Source organism: Thalassotalea sp. SU-HH00458 (assembly GCF_040362795.1).
Classification (GTDB): domain Bacteria; phylum Pseudomonadota; class Gammaproteobacteria; order Enterobacterales; family Alteromonadaceae; genus Thalassotalea_H; species Thalassotalea_H castellviae.
In genome coordinates this window covers 244,071-269,045 of sequence record NZ_BAABWW010000003.1, presented here as the reverse complement: position 1 = coordinate 269,045, position 24,975 = coordinate 244,071, and the positions used below count along the sequence as shown (strand labels likewise).

Here is a 24,975-nt window from a genome sequence, read left to right as displayed (position 1 = left end):
TCAGGGGTTAAAATAAGCTTAAAACGTTTTCGGGAGGACGACCTATAATCGCTTTGTCATTTTTTACAACAATAGGGCGTTCCATTAATTTGGGAGTGTTAACCATGGCATTGATCAAGGTTTCATCGTCGGCATTTTTTAAGTTTTGTTCTTTAAATTCGGTTTCTTTGGTACGCATCATTTCAATGGGAGTTACCGATAAAGCTTTTAATAAGCGGTTAATTTCTTCTTTGCTTAATGGAGCTTTTAAGTATTCAATCACAGTAACGTCTTGATTGTTTTCTTCGATTAAAGACAAAGTTTGTCGGCTTTTTGAACAACGAGGATTGTGATAAATAGTTAGCATTTTTCTCTCATAAATAACAGTTATTAATAGATTGCAAGTATGAATAAATTAGTATGAATTAACAATGTTCTCACGAGTTGTTAACGTACGCAGAGAGCATTAATTTAGTCGTTTTAATTTATTTTCTTGTTCTTGGAGTTGAATGATACGTGCTTTAATACGTTTTTTCACTAAAGGTTTATCATCTGCATAATTATAACCGGTTTGTAGCTCATCTATTGCTCTTGGATAAGCGCCTAATAATGCAAATACTTCAGCCTTTGTCGCATGCATCATCGCCATTTTATTTTGTTTTTTATAGGTATCAGTGAGTAAGTCGTGTGCGATAAAGTTGTTTGGTTGAACTAACAGGAAGTCTTGTAACAAAATTTCAGCGGCTTGATAATTTTCTGCCTCATTTAAAGCGTTAGCATAATTCAATGCAACCACTTGATTATTGGGCATTAATAGGTTCAGTTTCTCTAACCGTTCTAGAATAGGGGGAAAGTTTTTAACTTTAATATGAAGGTCAGTGAAAAGATCAATATAAAATAAATTATTTTGATCTTTTGTCAGAAGTGACTTAATGATTTCATGTGACTTTTCATAATTTTCATTTTCAAAATAAGCAATGGCCAAGCCGTATTGCGCTGCTTCTTTATAAACGTAGCGTTGTTTTTCTATCTCAATTAAATAACGCTTAATATTATCTTGTGCATTACCTTCATATCTGGCTTTTAATCGGGCTTTTGCTAATTCAAATTGTAAACTTGCCCGTATTTGACGAGCAGGAAAATTTTGAGCTCTAACTCTCGCTTCTGAAATACGCGACTCAGGTAATGGGTGAGTCAGGAGCATCGCAGGAGGTTTACTTTTATAACGATATTGCTCGGCCATTTTACTAAAAAAGTTTGGTGCGCCCATAGGATCAAACCCACTGTTTGCCAGCAATTGAATGCCTACACGATCTGCTTCTTTTTCGTTGGTGCGGGTATAATTAATTGAAGCTTGTTGTGAAGCTGCCATACTCGTACTAAGCGCTGCCATACCAACAGTAGGGTTAATTAAGGTCAGTAATACGCCTGAGATCATGCCAGCCATTGTCAGCGGTTGGTTACGATTTTGTGCTTCCATTTTTCTGGCAAGGTGGCGTTGCGTAACGTGTGATATTTCGTGTGCAACAACTGAAGCCAATTCACTTTCAGTTTCAGCTGTAGTGATTAGCCCGGTATGAATCCCAATATGTCCGCCAAAAAAGGCAAACGCGTTGAGCTCTTTATTATTGACTAAGAAAAACTCAAAATTGTAATGAACGTCTTGAGCATTTCGTACCATTCTGTTGCCCAAATCATTAATGTATTCAATTAAAACAGGGTCATTAACAATAGGTTGCGATGCACGAAGATGTTTCATCATGGCATTACCGATTAATTGCTCTTTATCAATAGATAAGGCGCTGAATCCAGCGGCGCCAATTTCAGGTAATTTATTTCGGCCATGATTTTTACCATTGACCTGCTGAGCATGACTGTAGGGGGTTGATAATAAAAAAACAAATAAAAAGGTGTTAAGTAATGTCAATAGTTTTACCAAGGGATAAGTTCCGTAATTCTTTTATTAAAAGTAAAATTTGTTCGTTAAATAGTCGCGTAATATGTCAATATTATTGCTTATCTTCGGGTTGTTGTTTTAAGTTATCCAAGTATTCTAAACTTCGACTATAAGTTACCAATGAAGTTCAGAGTATTTCTCATCATATTGCAACATATTGTTGCGAGAATTTTTGCCGTCAAACAAAGTAAACAAGCCTTTTGTTAAGCTTAACTGAGATAATGCTCAATTTTTTATACGTTACTCAGTCTTTCACTCGCTGTATATAACACAAGGGTGAATTAAATAAGACCGTTAATCAGTAAAATTCTCTCACTGTTTTAGAAATTTTAATCGGTTAACCTTCCTCTTATTACGACGTTATGAAAACACGCTATATTTACGAAAAATATCAACAGAAATCGAAAACTTGATTGTAATTAACCGACGCAAAATAGATAATCAGGCAAAAGTGTTGTTGAATGTTTAGTACATGATTTATCAGTATGATGCCAGTAAAGACAAATGTCCTTTACCTTTAGTAAAAATGCGAGTGCTGTTAAAAAAATTACAGGCTCAAGATACTTGTATCATTCGCTTAGCTGATCTAGGTTCTAAATCTGATATTCCCAAATACCTCACTGCAAAAGGTTATCAGTATACGCAACAACAACTGGATAATTCAATAGTCGAATTTCACATAAAAACAGGTAAGTTATTATAATGGTTTCTTTTTTCTCTCAATGGTACAAGCAAAAGTTTTCCGATCCTAATGCGGTAACGCTTGTTGTTATTTTGTTGATGGCTTTTCTTGCCATTTACTTTTTAAGTAGCTTATTAATGCCTGTTTTTGTTGCGATAGCGATTGCCTTTTTACTCGACTTACCGGTTAATAGACTGGGCAATTTCGGCTTATCTCGCAGGTTTTCTACGGTGATCATTGTTGTCGCTTTTGTCGGTGTGGCTTTGTTAGGCTTTCTAGGTTTAATGCCTGTGATATGGCAACAAAGTTCCAATTTAATTCAAGAAGTACCGCAGATGCTTTCTCAGGGACAAACCTATTTATTAACTTTACCAGAACAATACCCTGAATATATCAAAGCAGAACAAATTCAGTCTGTGATCACTTTAGTCAATGATAAGTTAATTGAATGGGGGCAAGTGGCTTTAAAAGCTTCTTTAAATTCTATTTCAGATATCGTGGCGTTATTGATTTATCTCATTTTAGTGCCGCTTATGGTGTTTTTCTTTTTGAAAGATAAAAAAGAATTACTTGCAGGTTTCAGCCAGTTTCTACCAAAAGATAGAAAAATGGCATCGCAAGTCAGTGATGAAATGAACCAGCAAATTATGAATTATATTCGTGGTAAAGTTATTGAGATCCTTATTATCGGTACAGCTTCGACGGTCGCGTTTGTTATTTTGGGATTGAATTACGCGGTACTGTTAGGTGTTTTAGTCGGTTTGTCTGTGCTAGTGCCTTATGTAGGGGCGACAATAGTGACATTTCCTGTGTTATTAGTGGCTCTATTTCAATGGGGAGTTGGTGCTGAATTTGGTTATGTGATGCTCGCATACGGCATTATTCAGGCATTAGATGGCAATTTATTAGTGCCCTTATTATTCTCTGAAGCGGTAAACCTGCATCCTGTCACTATTATTATTGCGGTCATTTTGTTTGGTGGGCTATGGGGCTTTTGGGGAGTGTTTTTTGCCATTCCATTAGCAACCTTAGTAAAAGCTGTGTTAAATGCTTGGCCGTCATCAACGATGAGTGCTGAAGCTTCTAATCCTGAATAAGTTAACGGCTGATATAAAAAAGACGGTAAATAATTTTACCGTCTTTCGTAATCTCGTTAAGTAAACGAGTAAGCTATTACTTAGTTGTTTGCTTGTAAATAATCTAAAACAACTTGATGATGATCTTTAGTTTTAAATTTATTAAAAACGTGACTGATCTTACCGTCTAAGCCTATTAAGAAACTTAAACGATGTATGCCATCGTATTCTCTACCCATAAATTTTTTCAAACCCCAAACACCAAAATCATCTGCAACTTTATGATCAACATCAGACAATAGCGTAAAATTTAATTCATCGCGTTGGCAAAATTTTGTTAATCTTTTTGTTTCATCAGGACTGATACCAAAGACGACGGTGTTAAGCTTTTCTAATTCCGCTTTACTGTCTCTTAAGTTTTGTGCTTGTACTGTACAGCCTGGCGTCATAGCCTTTGGATAAAAATATACAAGTACTTGTTTTTTGCCAATATAATCGGCTAATGAAACGGTTTGGTTGTTTTCATCTAATAAAGAAAATAATGGTGCGCTATCGCCAGCCTTTAATGTATTCATTTTTGTCCTTTGTAATTTGCTTTATTTAAACCTATAAAAAATTTGAGTTAACTTTGGTGATGGTACCTTGAACATCGATTTGATCACAGAGATCAAAATAGTCTTTTTCTAGTGCTTCAATGGTAGTTTCTTTGGTTAACGCAATTTGAATTGCCGCATTCATTTGATTGGTTTGCGGGTTTATTTCAGATTTAAGTGAAGAAATATCGATATTTCTAGCGGCAAAAAAAGCCGTCATAGCTTTTAATAAGCCCGGTTGATCTATACCCGCATATTCTGCTTGATAATGTTCAGTAAATTCTTGATGTTTGTAGTCAGACGTTCGTTTCATCATAGTGATTAATTCACGTTTTAAGGCAACAGCTGGTAGTTTACTTTCAATTTGGCTAATAGCTTTACTGGTACCATTAAGCAACATTATCATGGTGAACTCTAATCCAAAAATCGCCATTCGGCTATCTACGATGTTACAACCACATTCACTTGCAAGCTTGGTTAAACTACTTACGCTGCCTGTTCTGTCAGCGCCCATGACTGTGAGAACTAGATATTGAGACATTATTAACCTCCTCTGCTTTAAAAAAGTGCGATATTGTAGCGTAAATAAAGCGCAATGACATCCGCATTTATTCTTGTGTTTGTTTTTAGGGGCAAGTACCATGTAGCGCATAAAATGAAAGCTGAACAACTTGTAGTGAAGTTTTAAATTAACGAAGAAAATGAACTTTATTTCTTATAAAGCGTCTATCTCTGCACTTAATCAATCGTCATCAAAAATTGTTAACTAGTTTTTCTAAAACAAAAAAAGATTCAGATGTTATCCGCGGGAGTTTTAATGAATCGTAATATTTTTTATTTTTCATTGCTCAGCCTTGCTATTGCAGGTTGTAGTACAGTTAATAATAAACAGGCAGGTGGTGATTTTGACTATGCTAGTCAACCTGAGCCTCAACAGTTAAATATTCCATCAGGATTATCAGCACCAGAGCAACCTCAAACGTATGTCGTTCGTGATGATATCAATCGTCAAGGTCCAATCGGCGAAGAGGTGGATGTGCGAGCACCGTCACTTGTGTTACCTATTGCGGCTTCTTCTCGTATTGAAGGAGATAGTAATCAAGCTAAAATTTGGTTTGATAAAGTATTAGAGGATAAAGATTTACAGGTTTTTATCTATCAAGCGATTGAAGAGCAATTAGCTTCTGACGGTGTCGGCATTGAAGTTATCGATGCTGAAAATAAAATTTACGAATCACAGTGGTATAACCGTGAAAAACAATCGGGATTTTGGTTGTTTGAAGAAGTGGAGTCAACAGAAAGTTTACGTTTTAGATATCAGTTTGAAACTAAACCACATGGCCGAAGTGTTGCTGTGATTGTTTCTTTAGTTGATTACATGAAAACGGATCAATCAGGTGGTTCAAAAGAGATGAATCAACTTGATAAGCAACGTGCTGAAATGGCGATGTTAAACGAAATTGTTGCGCAAGTTGATTTTAAATACCGTAAACAACAACGTGATAATCGTTTACTTAGAGCAAGTCAAAAACTAGTCACCATTGGCACGAATAAGTTAAATGAACCGACTTATATTGTAGAAATGGAATTAGATTTGTTGTGGGCCAATATGCCTATCTTCTTTGAAGATCACGGTTTTAAAGTGGCTGATCTGAATGAAACTAAGAAAATTTATTACGTTGACTATGAGAAACCAAGCATCAGTTTATGGGATAAAATTTGGGGTGATCAACAGCCAATTATTGAACTTGATGATCAACGCTATCAATTTGTTTTATCACCAAACGGTGAAAATGAAGAACAAACTACGGTAACTATTTTTGATGCTCAAGGCAATGTACTTCCTAATGATAAGCTGGAATTCATTTTCCCTGTTATGGAGCAAGCATTATCTTTCAGGGATACGTTTTAATAGTTAAACCATAAAAAAAAACCAGTCAACTGACTGGTTTTTTTATATCTGGATACTTGAAAAAGCATTATTTTTTAGTCACACGCCAAAAAGCAATGCTCGCGACTACGAAAAGAATCAACGGATAAAAAGCACTTGAAACAACCTCAATTGGCGATATCTTTAAGGTAGTGCCTAATAGCAGTGCTTGTGCTCCATAGGGTAATAAACCTTGGTTGATACAAGCAAAAATATCTAAAATACTGGCTGAATGTGCAGGTGAAAGTTCGCCATCTTTCGCTAAATTTTTCGCAGTTTCTCCGGTAACGATGATAGAAACCGTATTGTTTGCCGTAAAAAAGTTACAAGTAAATGCCAAACTTGCTATTCCTAAACCCGCTGCACGTTTTTTATTATTAGGACTAAGTTTACGAGCAAGGTTTTCTACTTTATGGGTTAAAGCAGCTAAACCACCTTGTTGCTTGATCAGTTCGCTTAAGCCGCCGATAAACAATGCTAAGATAAAGAGGTCCTGCATGTTGCCAAAGCCGGTATTAATATCCTTCACCCAAGTACTCAGTTGATACCCTTGAGTAAACATGCCAACACCAGCGGCGAGTACGATACCAATAATCAGCACTAAGAACACATTAACGCCTAATAAAGCTAACACTAAAATAACTATGTAAGGAATTAAACCGACGACGTTAATATCATTGATTTGTTCATGAGGAATCGACACTCCTAAGCTGGCAAAGATAATAAGGCAAATAATGGCGGCGGGAATGGCAAACTTAAAGTTCACTTTAAATTTGTCTTTCATTTGAGCGCCTTGACTTCGTGTTGAGGCGATTGTTGTATCAGATATTATCGATAAGTTATCTCCAAAAATTGCCCCTGAAATAATGACGCCTGCGATAATACTGGCGTCTAAATTTGCCGATTCAATAAAACCGAGTGCGATAGGTGCTATCGCTGCAATTGTCCCCATAGAAGTGCCCATCGCTGTAGAGATGAAAGCGGCGACTAAAAATAATCCAGGTAATAATAGATAATCAGGAAAGAGTGATAAGCCAAGTTGAACACTCGCGTCGACACTTCCTGTGGCTTTAGCCACGGTAGCAAAAGCACCCGCTAACAAATAAATGATGCACATTGTAATAATGTTTTGATGGCCAGCTCCCTGAATAAATTGAGATATTTGTTCACTTATTGGGGCTTTACCAAGCCAAATTGCAACTAAAATGGCGGGAATAATCGCAATACTGGCGGGTAATTGGTAAAAAGCAAAGTCTACTCCTTGCAAAGTAAGTACAACGCCGGTTCCTAAAAACAGACCTAAAAATACGGCAAAGGGAAATAAACTACTTAAACGCTCCGCTTTAGGAGATTTTTTTAATTCAGATGTTGTCATGAGTCAATTCTAATAGTGTTTTATCGATTTAATTATGGAAAACAATAAAGTAATTTGAGAAAAAGTCTATGAAGATTATTACATTATCATCGCAAAAGTGCTCCTGTGGCTCATTCAAACAAAGAGCTAAAATGAAAAAAGTTTCGAATTAACGGAATGTTAAAACTACAGAACAAGAAAAAAATTATAATAAATAACAAATTCTCAGCAAAACACACTACAGAGAAGGCTGTGTTTATGCTATCCTTTCGCGAATTTTTTAGTACTCGCCCTTAACTTTGTTTATTCAATTGGCAAAGTCGGCGAAAATATAAGTGAATAATATGTCTTTTGAAACTATCGAACAACGCGTAAGTTACGGTGTAGGTCGTCAATTAGGTGATCAACTACGTAATAACCCTTTTAAAGAATTTGATGTAGCTGCAGTGCAAGCAGGTATTGCTGATGCCATTGCAAATGCTGACAGTCAAGTTTCTGATGAATTATTAAACGAAGCTTTCTCTGTTATTTCGAAAAAATTACAAGAACAAGAGCAAGCAGAAGCTAAAGTTAAAGCTGCTGAAGGCGAAGCTTATTTAGCTGAAAATGCTAAGCGTGATGAAGTAACCGTAACTGAATCAGGTTTGCAATATGAAGTATTAGCGACAGGTGAAGGCGAAAAACCATCAGCTTCAAGCACGGTAAGAACTCATTACCACGGTACTTTCATCAATGGTGATGTTTTTGACAGTTCTGTTGATCGCGGTCAACCAGCTGAATTTCCAGTGGGTGGCGTAATCGCAGGTTGGACTGAAGCTTTACAATTAATGACAGAAGGTTCTAAGTGGCGTTTATATGTACCTTATAACTTAGCTTATGGTGAGCGTGGCTCTCAAGGTGCAATTCCTCCATACGCAACCTTGGTATTTGACGTTGAGTTGTTAGCCATCGTTAGCTAACCAGTTATTTTTAAAGCCCTCCGTTGAGGGCTTTTTTATGAATGAATTTAAATAATATAGTTTGATAAGTTATAAAAGTTTATTGATAAAAATAAAGCATGGATGTTTGTGAAAATGATTGAGTCGGCATTAGAAAACTTATTTCAGCAGTATTTGACCGCGTTTAAGTATTATGACTTAACAAAGTTGAAACAGTGTTATCAATTACCTTGTGTATTGCATACACCCGATAAAGTTGCATACCTTGCAGATGACCGAGCCTTTGAACAAGAGTTTTTAGCCATTTTCACAATGTTACAGCAAGCAAAAGTCAGTGACATTAACATGACTAAGGCGACATATAGCAAATCAGTCAATAATGCGGTTGATGTATGTATTAGCTGGGTATTTATTGATGAAAACGGTGAAGTATTTGCTGATTTTTGTGCGTTTTATCATATCACTAAAATAGTTGAAGAATTTAAAATAATGAGTGTAGTGTCACACGAATTATCCAATAGCATAGCGTTAGCTGAAAACATAACAGCGCAATTGTCAAAATTGAAATAAAAGAAAAAGTTGAGAAAAAATATGAAAGTTAAAGTTGCCATTTTAGGTTGTAGTGGTCGAATGGGTCGTAATCTAATTCAAGCGGCTATTGAACATGAGTCGGTTGAACTGATTGGTGGCTCTGTTCGTTCTTCATCCTCTTTTGTTCATTTTGATTTAGGCGAATTAGCAGGAATAGGCGCGATAGGTAAACAAACCTCAACGGACCTTAATGAATTACTTGATGCTGATGTCTTTATTGATTTCACCTCAATTGAAACAACATTAGAAAATATTAAATGGTGTCAGCAACACAATAAAGCGATAGTGATTGGCACGACAGGCTTTAACGATGAACAAGTTAAATTGATTGAAAAGTCAGCTGAAAATATACCGCTTGTTTTAGCACCCAATACCAGTGTTGGCGTTAATTTAATGTTTAAACTATTAGAAATTACCTCAAAGGCAATTGGCGACTATACTGATATAGAAATTTTTGAAGCACATCATCGCTTTAAAAAAGACGCACCGTCTGGCACTGCCGTTAAAATGGGGCAAGTTATCGCTGAGACCTTAGGCCGTGATTTGAATAAAGTTGCTGTTTATGGTCGAGAAGGGATAACAGAGGAACGTAAACGTGACACCATAGGTTTTGCAACGGTTAGAGCCGGGGATATCGTGGGTGAGCATACTGCCTTTTTTGCTGACTTAGGTGAAAGACTAGAAATTACCCATAAAGCAAGTTCACGCATGACTTTTGCTTTGGGCGCAATGCGAGCCGCATTTTGGTTAAATGATGCTGAAAATGGCTTTTATGACATGCAAGATGTTTTAGGTTTAAAGTAATTATAATTTTATGAAAGTGTTGTTTATGATGCTTTTAGGTTAAAAAACAATTAAACGCTTAGTTTTTACATTTTTCACTGGACGAATATGTAATATAAGCGTAAAATAAGTGGATTTTGTCAAAAATTTATTGATTCTGAATTATTCAAGGGATGATAAACAAATTTTTGGCATTTTTTATGTGTATCGCTTTTATACTTAATGAATGAAGTTTAGTTGTTTCTTCGTTAAGTTTACTTCTTCTTTACGGAGGTTAAATTGACTAAATCTGCAATTTTAGTGCTTGAAGACGGCACTGTTTTTAAAGGCACCGCTATCGGTGCAGACGGGGCAGCAGTTGGTGAGGTGGTATTTAATACCTCAATGACTGGTTACCAAGAAATTCTTACCGACCCATCTTATGCAGAACAAATTATTACGCTAACTTATCCACATATTGGTAACACAGGGACTAATAGTGAAGATGAAGAATCTAGTACTATTTGGGCTAAAGGCCTAGTTATTCGTGACTTACCATTATTAGCGAGTAATTTTAGGAATGAACAAAACTTAAGCGATTACTTAAAAGCGAAAAATATTCTTGGGATAGCGGATATTGATACACGTAAATTAACCCGTATTCTTCGTGAAAAAGGTGCACAAAATGGCTGCATATTAGCCGGCGATTCACTAGATGAATCAGCTGCTTTAGCTCAAGCTAAAGACTTCCCCGGTTTAAAAGGAATGGACTTAGCAAAAGTTGTTTCTACTAAAGAACAATACCTATGGACAGAAGGAAGTTGGCAGTTAGGAAAAGGGCATATCACACCAGAAAATAACGATTTTCATGTAGTTGCTTATGATTTTGGTGCTAAACGTAATATTTTACGTATGTTGGTTGACCGTGGTTGTAAACTTACCATAGTGCCTGCAGAAACTCCTGCGGCTGATGTTTTAGCCATGAACCCTGATGGCATTTTCCTTTCAAACGGTCCTGGTGATCCAGAGCCATGTGATTATGCTATTTCAGCAATTCAATCCTTTTTAGAAACCGACATCCCCATTTTTGGTATTTGTTTAGGTCATCAATTACTTGGACTAGCTAGTGGGGCAAGTACATTGAAAATGAAGTTTGGTCATCATGGTGGTAACCATCCGGTGAAAGATTTTGAACGTAATGTTGTGATGATAACTGCACAAAACCATGGTTTTGCGATTGATGAAAATAATTTACCTGACAATATTAAAGTGACGCATAAGTCATTATTTGATAATTCGATTCAGGGCATTCATTTAACCGATAAACCCGCTTTTAGTTTCCAAGGACATCCAGAAGCGAGCCCCGGACCGCATGATGCTGCACCTTTGTTTGATCATTTTATTGATTTAATCAAAGCATCAAAAGCTTAAGCACTTAACCAAGATATAAGAGAGAATTGAAAAATGGCAAAACGTACTGATTTAAAAAGTATCTTGATCTTAGGTGCTGGACCAATTGTAATTGGTCAAGCATGTGAATTTGACTATTCTGGCGCACAAGCTTGTAAAGCACTTCGTGAAGAAGGTTACCGCGTTATACTAGTTAACTCGAATCCAGCCACTATTATGACTGATCCAGAAATGGCCGATGCGACATACATCGAGCCAATTCATTGGGAAGTTGTTCGTAAAATTATTGAGAAAGAACGCCCTTGTGCCGTTTTACCTACGATGGGTGGTCAAACTGCATTAAACTGTGCATTAGAGCTTGAAGCAAAAGGTGTCTTGGCGGAGTTTGGCGTTGAAATGATTGGGGCGACCGCTGACGCAATTGATAAAGCAGAAAACCGTGAACGTTTTGACAAAGCAATGAAAAACATTGGTTTAGAATGTCCTCGCGCTGAAATTGTTCACAGTATGGAAGAAGCACACGACACGTCCAAACGTATAGGTTTCCCTTGTATTATTCGCCCCTCTTTCACTATGGGTGGAACCGGTGGTGGTATCGCTTATAACCGTGAAGAATTTGATGAAATTTGTACACGGGGTTTAGATCTTTCACCAACCTCTGAGTTATTGATCGACGAATCATTAATCGGTTGGAAAGAATATGAAATGGAAGTGGTTCGCGACAAAAATGATAACTGTATCATTATTTGTTCGATTGAAAACTTTGATCCTATGGGTATTCATACCGGCGATTCAATTACGGTTGCTCCTGCGCAAACCTTAACGGATAAAGAATATCAAATCATGCGTAATGCCTCGATTGCAGTATTACGTGAAATTGGTGTTGAAACGGGTGGTTCAAACGTTCAATTTGGTATTTGTCCAAATACAGGTCGTATGGTTATTATTGAGATGAACCCTCGTGTTTCACGTTCATCAGCACTTGCGTCTAAAGCAACAGGTTTCCCTATTGCTAAAATTGCCGCGAAACTTGCCGTAGGTTATACCCTTGATGAGTTATCAAATGATATTACTGGTGGCGCAACACCGGCTTCATTTGAGCCAACCATTGACTATGTTGTTACCAAAATTCCTCGTTTTAACTTTGAAAAATTTGCTGGCTCAGAAGACCGATTAACGACCCAAATGAAGTCAGTGGGTGAAGTCATGTCAATTGGGCGTAACCAACAAGAGTCATTACAAAAAGCATTGCGTGGTCTTGAAGTAGGCGTAAGTGGTTTTGATCCTATGGTAGATGTTACTCAACCTGGTGCTAAAACGAAAATAATGCACGAATTGCAAGAAGCGGGCGCTGATCGAATTTGGTATGTTGCTGATGCATTTCGACTAGGATTATCGGTTGATGATGTATTCCGTTTAACGAAAATTGACCGTTGGTTCTTAGTTCAAATTGAAGATATTATTCTTGAAGAAGCGAAAGTGGCTGAAGGTGGCTTAAAAGTATTGACACCAGAGTACTTGCGTCAGTTAAAACGCAAAGGTTTTGCCGATTCACGCTTAGCTTCATTAATTGGGGTTGCAGAAGCAGAAGTACGTAAAAAACGTCACACTGCGGAAATCTTTCCTGTTTATAAACGAGTGGATACTTGTGCAGCTGAATTTAGTTCTGACACGGCCTACATGTATTCTACTTATGATGAAGAGTGTGAAGCTGCACCAACCAATAATGATAAAATCATGATTTTAGGTGGCGGCCCGAACCGTATCGGTCAAGGCATTGAATTTGATTATTGTTGTGTTCATGCGGCATTAGCGCTTCGTGAAGACGGTTACGAAACTATCATGGTGAACTGTAATCCTGAAACGGTTTCTACCGATTATGACACGTCTGATAGATTATATTTTGAATCGATTACGTTTGAAGATGTGTTAGAAATTGTTCGTATAGAAAAGCCCAAAGGTGTCATCGTACAATATGGTGGTCAAACGCCACTTAAATTAGCGCGTGCATTAGAAGCGGCTGGCGTGCCTATCATAGGTACTTCACCAGATGCCATTGATAGAGCAGAAGATAGAGAACGTTTTCAACAAGCCGTTGATCGTTTAAATTTATTACAACCTGAAAATGCAACAGTGACGTCATTAGATGAAGCAATGGCAAAAGCTGAAGCTATTGGTTTCCCGCTGGTTGTTCGCCCATCCTATGTTTTAGGTGGCCGAGCAATGGAAATTGTTTACGACTTAGATGATTTACGTCGTTATATGACAGAAGCGGTAAGTGTTTCTAACGACTCTCCTGTTTTGCTTGATCACTTTTTAGATGATGCGATTGAAGTAGATATCGATGTGGTGTGTGATGGCACTGATGTGGTTGTTGGCGGTATTATGCAACATATCGAACAAGCAGGTGTTCACTCAGGTGACTCAGCATGTTCATTACCTGCTTATAGTTTAAGCCAAGAAGTGCAAGATGTGATGCGCAAACAAGTTACTGATTTAGCGTTTGAATTAGGCGTTAATGGTTTAATGAATACACAAATGGCGGTTAAAGATGGCAAGGTTTATCTTATAGAAGTAAACCCTCGTGCTGCTCGTACAGTCCCTTTTGTTTCAAAGGCAACTTCTGTACCGCTAGCCAAAGTCGGTGCGCGTGTTATGGCTGGTAAGTCACTGAAAGAGCAAGGAATTACAAAAGAAGTGATCCCGCCGTACTTTTCAGTGAAAGAAGTGGTTATTCCATTTAACAAATTCCACGGCAGTGACCCATTAGTTGGTCCAGAAATGCGCTCAACGGGTGAAGTCATGGGGGTGGGTAAAACTTTTGAAGAGGCATACGCCAAAGCAAACTTAGGCGCTGGTGTTTCAGTACCTAAATCAGGTCGAGCCCTTATCTCAGTTCGCAATAGTGATAAAGCACGTGTTGTTGATTTAGCGAAACAAATGGTTGAACTAGGGTATGAATTAGATGCCACTCACGGGACTGCAGTTATTCTTGGTGAAGCAAATATTCCATGTCGTTTAGTTAATAAAGTCCATGAAGGTCGCCCACATATTCTTGATAGGATTAAGAATGAAGAATATAGTTATATTATTAACACCACTGAAGGTCGAAAAGCAATTGAAGACTCTAAAGTCTTGCGCGGCGGAGCATTACGCTATAAAGTTGCTTATACGACAACGTTAAATGCTGCGTTTGCTGCTTGTCAAGCGCATGCTGCAGACGATAGAAATACAGTAACGTCTATTCAAGAATTACACAAAAAGTGTCAATAAAATAAATAAGCTTGATAACAATATTCGTATTGAAAATTAAGCTTTCAAAACATATAAATAAAGGTGGTTGTGCTTTATGTATAGCCGCCTTTATCGTTAAATGTAGTAAGGATTATAATGAATCAATTTCCAATGACTGTGCAAGGTGCTGATGCTTTGCGTGAAGAACTTAATTACCTCAAAACCGTTAAACGTCCTAGAATTGTCAATGATATTGCTGATGCCCGTGAACATGGTGACTTGAAAGAAAATGCTGAATATCATGCTGCACGTGAAGAACAAGGTTTTTGTGAAGGCCGAATTCAAGAGATTGAAGGGAAATTAGGTAACGCACAAGTGATTGATGTCTCAAAAATTCCTAATAACGGTAAAGTTATTTTTGGTGTTACCGTCACTTTGCTTAATATTGATACGGATGAAGAAGTGAAGTATCAAATTGTTGGCGATGATGAAGCTGACATTAAAAATAACAGAATTTCAGTTAATTCTCCGATCGCACGTGGCTTAATCGGTAAAGAAGTAGACACTGAGATTGAAATTAAAACACCCGGCGGGTTAGTTGAATACGAAATTATTGCTGTTGATCATATTTAATCATTAACACGGCTTAATTTCTATTTCATATGAAAGCACCGATAGCGGTGCTTTTTTTATCGCTAAATTTAACTATTATGATTTAACAGATGTTTGTTTTTTTTAATCAGGAAAAGTAATTAAATGAAGGTGTTAATACGATTGGTAACGGTAATTTTTTATTCATCATTATCTTTTGCTAACGATGTGATCAATTTTCCTTGGTCGGGTCAGACATACTTATCGACTGAAAATTACTTTGAAGAAGTTTTAACACTCGCTCTGAATAAATCTGAAGATAAATATGGTGCTTAAATAGTAAATAAAGTGGAGGCAGGTACGAGTCAAGCTCATAATTTGAGACTTGTTCAAGAGAATAAATTTGTTAACTTGTACTGGATGGTAGCCTCTAAAAAAAGGGAGCAGAGGTTATTACCCGTGCGTTTCCTATTGTTTAAAGGCTTATTTGGTTGTCGCATCTCATTAATTAAAAAAGGCCAACAAACAAGGTTTGATCAATTAGACAATAACGACCAATTAAAATTACTTTTTGCAGGACAAGGTGAAGATTGGCCTGATAGTATTATTTTGCGCTCAAATCAATTTAACTTAACGACTTCCACAGAAGATGAAAGTCTTTTTGAAATGTTAGCAAAAGAGCGCTTTGATTATTTCCGTCATTACATGAAGCGAGAGCTGAAGTTATTGAATATCCAGAGTTAGCTATCGAAAAGCGATTTTTATTCTATTATGATTCGCCTTTTTTCTTTTTTGTCAGTAAAGCAAATAAACGTTTAGCTGCACGCCTAGAGTATGGCTTACAGCAAGCAGTAAAAGACGGCAGTTTTGAGCAATTGTTCAAAGAGCATCCGATAAGTGCAAATATTTTGCAGCAATTTAATCGTCATGAAAGAGACGTTATTCTTTTAGATAACCCGCAAATAAGCGATGAAAGTAAAACGTTGCTGAAACAGATGGCGACCCGCGAAAATTGTTTAGTTACCCAAGCAGCCAAACATTAAGTTGAGTCCCTGAGACTTATCTTAATAGAATATCTACCTGATTTTTCTTATCTTGTTGAGAAATTATCACCCTAAGTTGTTTATCATGATGAGTGAAATATAGTGTTAATCTCTCTCTTTTTAGCTCACTACTGGTTGCTTTTCCGAAGTTACTTTCATAAAACGCAATGATCTCTTGTTCCGTATGAGCGGTAAAATAATTCATGACTGCTGGCAATTCATGGGTAAACTGCGCGAAAATTTTAGCATCATCCATAAAGGGAATAGCGTAGTTGCTATTCGCTTCTTGTGCTTGGCTTTCTATGGAAGGTAAACATAGCAGAAAACTCATTAATATCATTATAAAGTGTTTTTGATTATTCATGGGTTTGTCTCCAAAGCAATGGGCTTTTATTAACATAGTTGATCAAACTAAAACATTGTTTATAAAGTAGCAATGTATTGTTTGTTTTATATTTTATATGAACGGACGACATTATTAAAAATTCGTTCATATAATAATCAGTTACTGATTTGATTTAATAAAGTCATCTCGATAATGGTCAACCCAAAGTGCCGTAGCACCGCAAATAGCAACGGGCATAACCACTAAGTTTATAAGTGGGATCATCGAAAAAACCGCCGTCGTAATACCGAAACTATAGCTTAAGCCTTTTTGTTTTATTAAGGCCGATTTCATCTCATTAAAATTAATCTTATGATTATCGAAGGGATAATCTTTATATTGTATTGCCATCATCCAAGCTAAAAATAAAAACCATAACACTTGACCAATTATCGGTAGAAGCCAATAAAGTATAAAAAAACCAATAGCTCTTGGTAAATAATAACGAAATTTACACCATTCACGGCTTAATGTTCGAGGTACATCTTTAATGATGTCGATAGCTGAGCCAGGCGGAGGCGTATCTTTTGTTAACAAAGCTTCCATCTTTTCTGCAAGGAGGCCATTGAAAGGGGCGGCTATCCAATTCGTTACAGAGCTAAAAACGAAAGAGAACATCACTAATAAAAATAATAAACTGATTAACCAAACAGTAGAAGTTAACCAAGATAAACTCTCCGGTAACCAGTTTTGTAATTCGAGCATATATACATCGAGTTGCTCGATCAATAAATAAAAGGCAGCACTAAATAAGATTAAATTGATGACCAAGGGGATAAAAACGAAACGTTTGATCCCTTTTAATTTGATCAGATCGAAGCCCTTGATAAAATAGCCAGCGCCACTTTTGGCAAACGGTTGTTGAATTTGTAATGACATTTAGTTTGTTTTTTAACTAGTTAAGTTCAAATATTGATTATAGTGCTATTAATGTAATGTGAGAAGTTGTCAGTTGTTACAAACTAAAACAAATTCTGATAAAGTCATTAATCACCACTAAAACAATACATATTAGGTTTGCTGACTACATGCGATTAAAGCACATCAAATTGGCGGGATTTAAATCTTTTGTGGATCCAACAAAAGTGCCATTTGAACAGCAAATGACGGCTATTGTTGGCCCAAATGGCTGTGGTAAATCGAATATTATTGATGCTGTACGTTGGGTGTTAGGGGAAAGCTCAGCAAAAAATTTACGTGGCGATGCCATGACAGATGTTATTTTTAATGGTGCTGCCACTCGAAAACCTGTCGGCCAAGCTAGTGTTGAACTCTTATTTGATAATATCGCTGAGCGCATCCAAGGCTCGATGGCGGATAGAAATCAAGTGTCTATTCGTCGTGTGGTAAATCGCGACAGTCAAAATTCTTATTATTTAAATGGGACTAAATGTCGTCGTAAAGATATTACGGATATCTTTTTAGGAACTGGTTTGGGACCGCGTAGTTACGCGATTATTGAACAAGGGACTATTTCACGTTTAATCGAATCTAAACCTCAAGAGCTTCGCATTTTTATTGAAGAAGCTGCTGGAATATCAAAATACAAAGAGCGTCGGCGAGATACTGAAAATAGGATCCGACACACACGTGAGAATCTAGCGAGATTGTTTGATATTCGATCAGAATTGAATACGCAGCTCGATAAATTACATCAACAAGCTGAAGCGGCAAAACGTTTTAAAACCTTAAAAGCTCAAGAAAGAAAAATCAAAGCAGAATTGGCGGTATTACGATGGCAAAAATTTGATCAACAATATAACAGTAATCAATCTCGTATCGAAGGCTTTCAGGCGCAAATCACGCAAAAAGAATCATTACAAAAAAGTGATGAAATCGCTTTATTTACCGCAAAGCAAAATTATCAATCTGCCAACGAGTCTATTCAAGCATTACAGCAACAAAAGATTACTTTAATTAATAATACGGCACGAATTGAACAGCAAATTAAACACCAACAGCAACAACAGAAAAAGTTGTTAGAAGATAATCAAGTTCATCAACAACAAATAAGCCAAGCACAAAAATCGTTATTAATTGAGCAAGAAAATCTTAAAACATACACAGATAAGCTTGATGCTTTACAACCGCAATATTTGCAAATAACAGCAGAATATACGGAGCTAAATCAGCAATATCAACAGTGCCAAGAAATGTTGTCAAAGCAGCAACAAACAGTTCAAGCCTACCATCAGCAGCAAGAACACCAAAATCAACTGTTACTAGAAGAAACCAGAAAAAAAGCGCAACTGACTGAAACTATTGAGCAAAAAAAATCAAGATTGGCGGTGGTCGTTGAACAATTAACTCAGTTAACGACCGAAATGACAAACAACCTTGAAGATGATGAAAACTCACTTTCTAGCTTAACGGAACAACGCGACCATTTGTACCAACAGCAACAAGCTTTATTAACTCAAAAGCAGGCACACCAAGATAAAATATTACAGTTAAACCAAGAAAAAAGTGATATTGCTGGAACTAGGGCGGCTTTAGTTCGAGAAATTGACCAATTAACTAAAAAATTGGCACAGCAACACGACTGGCAAAAAGATCAAGCAAGCTGGCTGGATAAACATAATGTTCGCATGCTTGGTGAACTGCAGAGTAAGTTATCTATTGCTAAAGGCTGGGAGTTAGCGGTTGAAATGGTGTTGTCACATAAATTACAAGCGCTTTTTATTGAAGAGTTCCCTTTAAATTTAACTAGTCTTGAAAACAGTCCTTCCTCCTTTTTATTGTTAAATCATCAAATAGCTAACAAAAGTAAAGCCAATACCTTAGCTGAAAAAGTGCAAGGAAGTGAGGCGATCAATAACATCTTAAATCAAATAAGGATCGCCAGTGATTATCAAGCGGCTATTGCACTTTTACCTCAACTTAAAGAACACGAGTCGGTGATAAGTCCCGGAGGTATTTGGTTAAGTCAGCATTTTATCCATCGAGGTATATTTACGGCTAAAAATGATCACTTTAGCCATACTGAAACGTTAGCTGAAAATGAACACGCTTTATCGGGGTTAAATCAGCAATACGATGAACATGTAAAACAAATATCGTGCTTGGAGAAAGAACAGAATACTATTACTACTCAACTGGATGAAATCAAACATCAGATCAATAAACGTCAACAACAGTTGGTCGATTTAAATCAGTTGCATGCTTTGAATAAACAAAAACAAGAAACACAGCAAGCACAACATCAACAATTGCAGCTTGAACAGTTATCACTGGAACAAACCATAAAAGAAACTTTGGGATCTTATGAAGCATTGGAAGCTTCATTATCGGCTGATAAAACATCGAGTCATCAAGCTGATGTAGCCAACAATACTTCAATTCAAGCACAAACCCAGAAGCTGCAACAATTACAGCAAGAGGCACAAGATTTTCAGAAGCAACTATCGTTTTTAACGACTGAAAAGCATCAACTTGAATTAACGATCGAAAAAACCAAAAATGCTGAAAGCCAATGTCAACAGCATATTGTTCGTTTTCAAGAAAATATCCGACAACTTACTGCACAGCAAAATCAACATGCACAAATGCATGATGCAGGGATTAGTCCATTACAAGCTGATGAAAAACAATTACAAGTTTGGTTATCAGAGCTCGTAAGCCTAGATAATCAACTTGATAAAGCACAAGCCACGTTAAGTGACACCCATGAAGTGATCCAATCAAGCGAACAAAAACAACGTGTCACCGTTGAAGCTATTAATTCATTAAAAGAATCGCTTAATCAATTGCACCTCGACAGAGAAAGTTATCGTTTAAAAGCACAAAGTGCGTTAGAGCAATTACATGAATTAGGGCAAACGGTTCAATCTGTACAAGCAGCAATGCCAGAAAATGCTCGCGAATCACAGTGGCAAGCGCAACTGATTAAGCTAGCAAAAGACATACAAATGCTGGGAGCGATTAATTTAGCAGCAATTGAAGAGTTTGAAACGCAATTAACGCGAAAAAACTATCTTGATCAACAAGATCAGGATTTAAATTTAGCTATTTCAACGTTAGAATCAGCGATAGATAAAATAGATAAAGAAAGTCGACATAAATTTAAAATTACGTTTGATAAAGTGAATCAAGACTTACAATCTTTATTTCCTAAAGTATTTGGTGGAGGTCAAGCTTATTTAACACTGACTGGTGATGATTTATTAGATACCGGTGTTACGATAATGGCCAGACCCCCAGGGAAAAAAAATAGTACGATTCATCTATTATCGGGTGGAGAAAAAGCGTTAACCGCATTATCATTGGTTTTTGCTATTTTTCGTTTAAATCCAGCCCCGTTTTGTATGTTAGACGAAGTAGATGCGCCACTTGATGACGCAAATGTCAGTCGGTTTTGTAATTTAGTCAGAGAAATGTCACAAACCGTACAATTTATTTATATTAGTCATAATAAAATTGCCATGGAAATGGCTTCACATTTAACGGGAGTAACTATGGTTGAAGCCGGTGTTTCAAGAATGGTTGCGGTCGATATTGACGAAGCAGTTGCTATGGCAGAAGTATCATAAAAATAGGCTAGGTAATGGAAGATAACTTCAGAAACGTTTTAATTATTATCAGCGCTATTATCATAGCGGCTATCTTTATCCATGGTTTTTGGACAATTAGAAAAAATAAAAACCCCTATAAGCTAAAAGCTAAAAATGAAAAAGTTGAGCCACAAACTCGAGGTTTTGATGGTTCAGGCTTTGATCAAGACGGAGTTGGCAAAGCAAAAGTTATTGGCGTAAACACGTTAAATGATAATGAAATTCCATCTGAAGCCGCGCCTGCACCTTCTTTTGATGAAGAGCCATTACCAATAGATGTTGAAAAACCGAGTGCAGAGCAACCAGCACTTGAACCTGCGTTAGGAGATCTGTCGGATATATCAGAACAACCCCCTAAAGTGAATACGCCACATCCGGCGCAAACTAGTGAGCTTGCTCCTGAACAAATTCAAATAGATCAGCCTGTTTATCAGCAGCCTGTAGAACAACAAAAACCATCGATCAAACCAACGGCTAAATCTAAAGCTAAAGGTGGACGAAAAACAACGAAAGAAAAGTTAGCACGTAACCAAATGGAAATTAACTTTGGTGGTGATATTGAACAGACAGAAAATGAGGAATTATCTACTTCCTCTTCCGCACATGACCAGTCCACACAAAGTGCTGCAAAGGAAAATAAAAAAGCGATCGATCCCGAAGTTATTGTCGTGTCAGTGGTGATGCCGGAGAACAATAATATTTCAGGCGCTGCTTTATTACCTACCTTACTCACTTTAGGATTACGTTTTGGTGATATGGATATTTTTCATCGCCATGAAGATAATGCTGGCAATGGAAAAGTAACTTTTAGTTTAGCGAACATGATGAACCCTGGTACGTTTGATTTGGATGAAATTGAAAGCTTTAATACACAAGGGGTTACGTTATTTATGACCTTACCGAATGAAGGTGACCCTTTTGAAGTCTTTGCTCAAATGATGTCGGCAGCTAAACAATTGTCGATGGAGTTTAACGCTCAGTTATTGGATGACAAACGCAGTGTGATGACCAAACAAACGGAACAACACTATATTGGTAAAATACGAGAATTTGAACGTAGAAACCGTATCGCTTCTGCCTAACCTATTTTAGTTGGGTCTTTTAAACTGTATCTATTAAGAGACCTAACGTTAAGAATTAAAAACTATGACTGAATCACCCGCAAAAAAAAGAATAATAGCCCTTCATGAACTGCTTAATCAGTACAATCATCAATATTATGTTTTAGATGAGCCAAGTGTTCCCGATATCGAATATGATCGGCTTATGCGTGAACTGATTGAAATTGAGACTGAATTTCCTGAATTAAAAACTCTTGATTCGCCAAGCCAAAAAGTTGGCGGCGCACCTTTAAAAGCGTTCACTCAAGTTACTCATCAAGTCCCTATGTTGTCACTGGATAATGTTTTTTCAGCGCAAGAATGGCAAGCATTTGACAAACGAATTCAAGACCGACTGAAATCTACGCAGGATTATGCGTTATGTGCAGAGCCAAAATTGGATGGTTTAGCGGTTAGTATTCGATATGAAAACGGCGTGTTTGTGCAAGCGGCTACCCGTGGTGATGGTACAACAGGTGAAAATATTACTGAAAATGTCCGTACGATTAAGTCTATCCCACTTAAACTAGTAGGCGATGATTATCCACCTGTTCTTGAAGTGCGGGGGGAAGTGTTTATGCCAAAAGCAAGTTTTGAACAGCTCAATGCCACAGCCATTAAAAAAGCTGAGAAAACCTTCGCAAACCCGCGTAATGCAGCTGCGGGTAGTTTAAGACAATTAGACTCAAAAATTACCGCCAAACGTAACTTAGCGTTTTATGCCTACGGTATAGGTTATGTCGGCGGAGAAAATGAACAAGACAATGGCCAATCTTGGTTAGCAAACTCTCATTATCAACGTTTATGCCAGTTAAAAACGTTAGGTTTACCTATGTGTCCAGAAGTAAAGCTTTTGAAAAACACTGGAGAAGTTGAAGCCTTTTATCAAGATATTCTCACGAATCGTCAAGCATTAAGTTATGAAATTGATGGTACGGTATTTAAAGTCGATGACATTAACTTGCAAGAAAAACTAGGCTTTGTGGCTAGAGCACCACGCTGGGCGATTGCCTATAAATTTCCTGCGCAAGAAGAGTTAACCACTTTAGAAGATGTTGAATTTCAAGTGGGGAGAACGGGAGCAATAACGCCCGTTGCGCGCCTTAAACCAGTATTTGTTGGCGGGGTGACCGTCAGTAATGCTACGTTGCATAATCAAGATGAGATTAATCGCTTAGGGATTAAAATTAACGATACTGTGGTTATTCGACGAGCAGGTGATGTTATCCCTCAAATTGTTAGTGTGGTTCTCGATAAACGCCCAAGCCATGCGGTCGATATTTATTTTCCTGAATCTTGCCCCGTTTGTGGTTCAGCAGTTTTACGACTTGAGGGTGAAGCCGTACTGCGTTGCACCGGCGGCCTATTTTGTGGTGCACAACGAAAAGAAGCCATCAAACATTTTGCTTCTCGAAAAGCGATTGATATCGATGGTTTAGGCGATAAGTTAGTAGAACAACTTGTTGATGAAAAACTTATTCAAACGCCTGCTGACTTGTTTAGCTTAACAGAGCTTAATGTTAGTACGATGGAAAGAATGGGGAAAAAGTCTGCACAAAACCTTATCCAAGGTTTGCAAAAGGCGAAACAAACGACGTTAGCTAAGTTTATTTATTCTTTGGGGATCCGTGAAGTGGGTGAAACTACGGCTGCGAATTTAGCCCAACACTTTTTAACTTTTGAAAAAATAAAAATTGCTGATATAGAAAGCTTACAGCAAGTGCCCGATGTTGGAGCCGTAGTTGCGCAAAACATCGTTTCATTTTTTCAACAAGCACATAATGTTGAAGTGGTGAATGAACTTGAAAATATTATGTCTTGGCCAACGATTGAAGTGAAAAGTGAAGATCAACAACCGTTACTGAATCAAACTTTTGTTTTAACGGGTACGTTAAGTCAAATGGGACGCAGTGAGGCCAAAGGGCATTTACAATCACTTGGGGCTAAAGTTTCAGGCAGTATTTCTGCAAAAACAAATTATTTAGTCGCAGGAGAAAAAGCCGGTTCTAAATTGACCAAAGCACAAGACTTAGGTGTCAAAGTGCTATCCGAGCAAGATATGCTTAATTTATTACAAGAGCATGGTATTGGTATATGAGTGAAGTGATCAGTAGCTCGCTTATTGAATTAGGCGTTTGGTTTCGTCCTTATCAGTACCAGTGTGCGTTAGCAATTATTGCCACAATATTAGTGATATTTGGTAATGATATTAATAATGTTATTAAGCAGTTAGTACGTAAACAACATTTTATTATTCGCACGATAATATTTATCGTGGTTTGTGCCGTAGGTTATGGCTTAATCACGGTCTGGTTAACTGGACTATTATCACTGCAATTAGCAAAAATCCCCAATCTTTATATTCTACCTGTAGTCAGTGTAATCTTTATTGCACTGGGGCTATATGCGCAAAAGCAACGCCACATTTAAATGGTTATAAACGCATATATAAATAACAGCGTTGGAACCGGTAAAATAATGCCAAAGAGTATGGTTTCGCACCATTCAATTGAGCGGTAAAATTTGTACCATTGGGTATTTTGTACTTTGGAAGAAGGTAATACTTGAAAGAAAAAGATAAACGATGCGATGACCAGAGTTTGCAGCGCTGAAAACAAGACAAATATTGCTAACCAAATGAGTAATGTTGGCGTTGTTTGTGTCACTTGATGTTGTAATACCATAAAGAGTAGAAACGAAAAAACACTCCAAGCCAATAAATTCCAGCGATATTCTGAAATAGAAATTGCGATTGTGTTAAATACTTCAGGGCTGAACCAAAGCTTCATTTGTCAGGCTT

Annotated in this window: 24 protein-coding genes; 16 read left to right on the top strand and 8 right to left on the bottom strand. The window is 37.2% G+C overall.

Annotation, left to right across the window (positions count from 1 at the left end; all coding sequences use genetic code 11):
- Window positions 1-7 precede the first annotated feature (7 nt).
- Window positions 8-346 (bottom strand): arsenate reductase (glutaredoxin), encoded by a 339-nt coding sequence (arsC, locus tag ABXH06_RS06460; protein ID WP_353517660.1) that lies wholly within the window; start codon window positions 344-346, stop codon window positions 8-10.
- 99 nt (window positions 347-445) lie between these two features.
- Complete coding sequence (gene bepA, locus ABXH06_RS06455) at window positions 446-1,906, bottom strand: beta-barrel assembly-enhancing protease (protein WP_311576066.1); 1,461 nt, start codon at window positions 1,904-1,906, stop codon at window positions 446-448.
- A 502-nt stretch (window positions 1,907-2,408) separates the two neighbouring features.
- On the opposite strand from bepA, the gene ABXH06_RS06450 reads away from it, so the two are divergent.
- The gene (locus ABXH06_RS06450) at window positions 2,409-2,639 is read left to right on the top strand and encodes a sulfurtransferase TusA family protein (RefSeq protein ID WP_311576063.1); all 231 of its coding nucleotides are present in this window, start codon (window positions 2,409-2,411) and stop codon (window positions 2,637-2,639) included.
- Window positions 2,639-3,715 carry an AI-2E family transporter gene (locus tag ABXH06_RS06445; protein ID WP_353517659.1) on the top strand — a complete coding sequence of 359 codons (1,077 nt, stop codon included), beginning with the start codon at window positions 2,639-2,641 and terminating at the stop codon, window positions 3,713-3,715. Before ABXH06_RS06450 ends, ABXH06_RS06445 begins: the two co-directional genes overlap by 1 nt.
- 80 nt (window positions 3,716-3,795) lie before the next feature.
- On the opposite strand, the gene bcp is transcribed toward ABXH06_RS06445, so the two are convergent.
- The gene (bcp, locus tag ABXH06_RS06440; RefSeq protein ID WP_311576056.1) at window positions 3,796-4,269 is read right to left on the bottom strand and encodes a thioredoxin-dependent thiol peroxidase; all 474 of its coding nucleotides are present in this window, start codon (window positions 4,267-4,269) and stop codon (window positions 3,796-3,798) included.
- 31 nt (window positions 4,270-4,300) lie between these two features.
- Complete coding sequence (locus ABXH06_RS06435; protein WP_311576053.1) at window positions 4,301-4,828, bottom strand: glycine cleavage system transcriptional repressor; 528 nt, start codon at window positions 4,826-4,828, stop codon at window positions 4,301-4,303.
- 276 nt (window positions 4,829-5,104) lie between these two features.
- Between ABXH06_RS06435 and bamC the strand changes: the two genes are divergently transcribed.
- Window positions 5,105-6,199, top strand: a complete 1,095-nt coding sequence (bamC, locus tag ABXH06_RS06430; RefSeq protein ID WP_353517658.1) for an NlpB/DapX family lipoprotein — start codon at window positions 5,105-5,107, stop codon at window positions 6,197-6,199.
- 67 nt (window positions 6,200-6,266) lie between these two features.
- Here the strand turns inward: bamC and ABXH06_RS06425 are convergent, their stop codons facing one another.
- Window positions 6,267-7,592, bottom strand: coding sequence for a Na+/H+ antiporter NhaC family protein (locus tag ABXH06_RS06425; RefSeq protein WP_311576049.1), 1,326 nt, complete (start codon window positions 7,590-7,592; stop codon window positions 6,267-6,269).
- Window positions 7,593-7,915: 323 nt separating this feature from the next.
- Between ABXH06_RS06425 and bamJ the strand changes: the two genes are divergently transcribed.
- From bamJ to ABXH06_RS06380, 9 genes are all read left to right on the top strand, one after another.
- Window positions 7,916-8,530, top strand: a complete 615-nt coding sequence (bamJ, locus tag ABXH06_RS06420) for a BamJ family beta-barrel-assembly machinery protein (RefSeq protein WP_311576047.1) — start codon at window positions 7,916-7,918, stop codon at window positions 8,528-8,530.
- A 114-nt stretch (window positions 8,531-8,644) separates the two neighbouring features.
- A complete protein-coding gene (locus ABXH06_RS06415) occupies window positions 8,645-9,079 on the top strand; it encodes a DUF6841 family protein (protein WP_353517657.1) in 435 nt (144 codons plus the stop codon).
- 21 nt (window positions 9,080-9,100) lie between these two features.
- Window positions 9,101-9,904, top strand: a complete 804-nt coding sequence (dapB, locus tag ABXH06_RS06410) for a 4-hydroxy-tetrahydrodipicolinate reductase (RefSeq protein WP_311576043.1) — start codon at window positions 9,101-9,103, stop codon at window positions 9,902-9,904.
- 258 nt (window positions 9,905-10,162) lie between these two features.
- Window positions 10,163-11,293 (top strand): glutamine-hydrolyzing carbamoyl-phosphate synthase small subunit, encoded by a 1,131-nt coding sequence (gene carA, locus ABXH06_RS06405; RefSeq protein ID WP_311576041.1) that lies wholly within the window; start codon window positions 10,163-10,165, stop codon window positions 11,291-11,293.
- 33 nt (window positions 11,294-11,326) lie between these two features.
- Window positions 11,327-14,545 carry a carbamoyl-phosphate synthase large subunit gene (gene carB / locus ABXH06_RS06400; RefSeq protein ID WP_311576039.1) on the top strand — a complete coding sequence of 1,073 codons (3,219 nt, stop codon included), beginning with the start codon at window positions 11,327-11,329 and terminating at the stop codon, window positions 14,543-14,545.
- A gap of 117 nt (window positions 14,546-14,662) precedes the next feature.
- Window positions 14,663-15,139, top strand: coding sequence for a transcription elongation factor GreA (gene greA, locus ABXH06_RS06395; protein ID WP_311576037.1), 477 nt, complete (start codon window positions 14,663-14,665; stop codon window positions 15,137-15,139).
- Window positions 15,140-15,262: 123 nt separating this feature from the next.
- The gene (locus ABXH06_RS06390) at window positions 15,263-15,433 is read left to right on the top strand and encodes a hypothetical protein (protein ID WP_353517656.1); all 171 of its coding nucleotides are present in this window, start codon (window positions 15,263-15,265) and stop codon (window positions 15,431-15,433) included.
- Window positions 15,434-15,556: 123 nt separating this feature from the next.
- A complete protein-coding gene (locus ABXH06_RS06385) occupies window positions 15,557-15,841 on the top strand; it encodes a hypothetical protein (protein ID WP_353517655.1) in 285 nt (94 codons plus the stop codon).
- 164 nt (window positions 15,842-16,005) lie between these two features.
- Window positions 16,006-16,140 (top strand): hypothetical protein, encoded by a 135-nt coding sequence (locus ABXH06_RS06380; RefSeq protein WP_353517654.1) that lies wholly within the window; start codon window positions 16,006-16,008, stop codon window positions 16,138-16,140.
- Between the two features lie 16 nt (window positions 16,141-16,156).
- Here the strand turns inward: ABXH06_RS06380 and ABXH06_RS06375 are convergent, their stop codons facing one another.
- Both ABXH06_RS06375 and cysZ read right to left on the bottom strand, forming a co-directional pair.
- Window positions 16,157-16,504, bottom strand: coding sequence for a hypothetical protein (locus ABXH06_RS06375; RefSeq protein WP_353517653.1), 348 nt, complete (start codon window positions 16,502-16,504; stop codon window positions 16,157-16,159).
- A 141-nt stretch (window positions 16,505-16,645) separates the two neighbouring features.
- A complete protein-coding gene (cysZ, locus tag ABXH06_RS06370) occupies window positions 16,646-17,404 on the bottom strand; it encodes a sulfate transporter CysZ (protein WP_311576027.1) in 759 nt (252 codons plus the stop codon).
- A gap of 149 nt (window positions 17,405-17,553) precedes the next feature.
- On the opposite strand from cysZ, the gene smc reads away from it, so the two are divergent.
- The 4 genes from smc (at window position 17,554) to ABXH06_RS06350 (ending at window position 24,605) form a co-directional block, all read left to right on the top strand.
- The gene (gene smc, locus ABXH06_RS06365) at window positions 17,554-21,054 is read left to right on the top strand and encodes a chromosome segregation protein SMC (protein WP_353517652.1); all 3,501 of its coding nucleotides are present in this window, start codon (window positions 17,554-17,556) and stop codon (window positions 21,052-21,054) included.
- A 14-nt stretch (window positions 21,055-21,068) separates the two neighbouring features.
- On the top strand, window positions 21,069-22,157 hold the full coding sequence (gene zipA / locus ABXH06_RS06360; RefSeq protein WP_353517651.1) for a cell division protein ZipA: 1,089 nt from the start codon (window positions 21,069-21,071) through the stop codon (window positions 22,155-22,157).
- A gap of 64 nt (window positions 22,158-22,221) precedes the next feature.
- Window positions 22,222-24,273 carry an NAD-dependent DNA ligase LigA gene (gene ligA / locus ABXH06_RS06355; RefSeq protein ID WP_311576020.1) on the top strand — a complete coding sequence of 684 codons (2,052 nt, stop codon included), beginning with the start codon at window positions 22,222-22,224 and terminating at the stop codon, window positions 24,271-24,273.
- The gene (locus ABXH06_RS06350; protein WP_311576017.1) at window positions 24,270-24,605 is read left to right on the top strand and encodes a DUF3392 domain-containing protein; all 336 of its coding nucleotides are present in this window, start codon (window positions 24,270-24,272) and stop codon (window positions 24,603-24,605) included. The genes ligA and ABXH06_RS06350 overlap by 4 nt, the downstream gene beginning before the upstream one ends.
- Here the strand turns inward: ABXH06_RS06350 and ABXH06_RS06345 are convergent.
- Complete coding sequence (locus ABXH06_RS06345; RefSeq protein WP_311576015.1) at window positions 24,602-24,964, bottom strand: hypothetical protein; 363 nt, start codon at window positions 24,962-24,964, stop codon at window positions 24,602-24,604. The genes ABXH06_RS06350 and ABXH06_RS06345 overlap by 4 nt on opposite strands.
- Between the last annotated feature and the right edge of the window lie 11 nt (window positions 24,965-24,975).

Excerpts from the sequence above, each read along its gene's own strand:
- bcp (WP_311576056.1), bottom strand. The coding sequence starts at position 4,269 with ATGAATACATTAAAGGCTGGCGATAGCGCACCATTATTTTCTTTATTA.
- dapB (WP_311576043.1), top strand. The coding sequence starts at position 9,101 with ATGAAAGTTAAAGTTGCCATTTTAGGTTGTAGTGGTCGAATGGGTCGT.
- ABXH06_RS06415 (WP_353517657.1), top strand. The coding sequence starts at position 8,645 with ATGATTGAGTCGGCATTAGAAAACTTATTTCAGCAGTATTTGACCGCG.
- cysZ (WP_311576027.1), bottom strand. The coding sequence starts at position 17,404 with ATGTCATTACAAATTCAACAACCGTTTGCCAAAAGTGGCGCTGGCTAT.
- greA (WP_311576037.1), top strand. The coding sequence starts at position 14,663 with ATGAATCAATTTCCAATGACTGTGCAAGGTGCTGATGCTTTGCGTGAA.
- ABXH06_RS06375 (WP_353517653.1), bottom strand. The coding sequence starts at position 16,504 with ATGAATAATCAAAAACACTTTATAATGATATTAATGAGTTTTCTGCTA.
- ABXH06_RS06425 (WP_311576049.1), bottom strand. The coding sequence starts at position 7,592 with ATGACAACATCTGAATTAAAAAAATCTCCTAAAGCGGAGCGTTTAAGT.
- carB (WP_311576039.1), top strand. The coding sequence starts at position 11,327 with ATGGCAAAACGTACTGATTTAAAAAGTATCTTGATCTTAGGTGCTGGA.
- bamJ (WP_311576047.1), top strand. The coding sequence starts at position 7,916 with ATGTCTTTTGAAACTATCGAACAACGCGTAAGTTACGGTGTAGGTCGT.
- ligA (WP_311576020.1), top strand. The coding sequence starts at position 22,222 with ATGACTGAATCACCCGCAAAAAAAAGAATAATAGCCCTTCATGAACTG.
- ABXH06_RS06450 (WP_311576063.1), top strand. The coding sequence starts at position 2,409 with ATGATTTATCAGTATGATGCCAGTAAAGACAAATGTCCTTTACCTTTA.
- ABXH06_RS06435 (WP_311576053.1), bottom strand. The coding sequence starts at position 4,828 with ATGTCTCAATATCTAGTTCTCACAGTCATGGGCGCTGACAGAACAGGC.
- ABXH06_RS06390 (WP_353517656.1), top strand. The coding sequence starts at position 15,263 with ATGAAGGTGTTAATACGATTGGTAACGGTAATTTTTTATTCATCATTA.
- smc (WP_353517652.1), top strand. The coding sequence starts at position 17,554 with ATGCGATTAAAGCACATCAAATTGGCGGGATTTAAATCTTTTGTGGAT.
- bamC (WP_353517658.1), top strand. The coding sequence starts at position 5,105 with ATGAATCGTAATATTTTTTATTTTTCATTGCTCAGCCTTGCTATTGCA.
- ABXH06_RS06445 (WP_353517659.1), top strand. The coding sequence starts at position 2,639 with ATGGTTTCTTTTTTCTCTCAATGGTACAAGCAAAAGTTTTCCGATCCT.
- arsC (WP_353517660.1), bottom strand. The coding sequence starts at position 346 with ATGCTAACTATTTATCACAATCCTCGTTGTTCAAAAAGCCGACAAACT.
- ABXH06_RS06350 (WP_311576017.1), top strand. The coding sequence starts at position 24,270 with ATGAGTGAAGTGATCAGTAGCTCGCTTATTGAATTAGGCGTTTGGTTT.
- zipA (WP_353517651.1), top strand. The coding sequence starts at position 21,069 with ATGGAAGATAACTTCAGAAACGTTTTAATTATTATCAGCGCTATTATC.
- ABXH06_RS06345 (WP_311576015.1), bottom strand. The coding sequence starts at position 24,964 with ATGAAGCTTTGGTTCAGCCCTGAAGTATTTAACACAATCGCAATTTCT.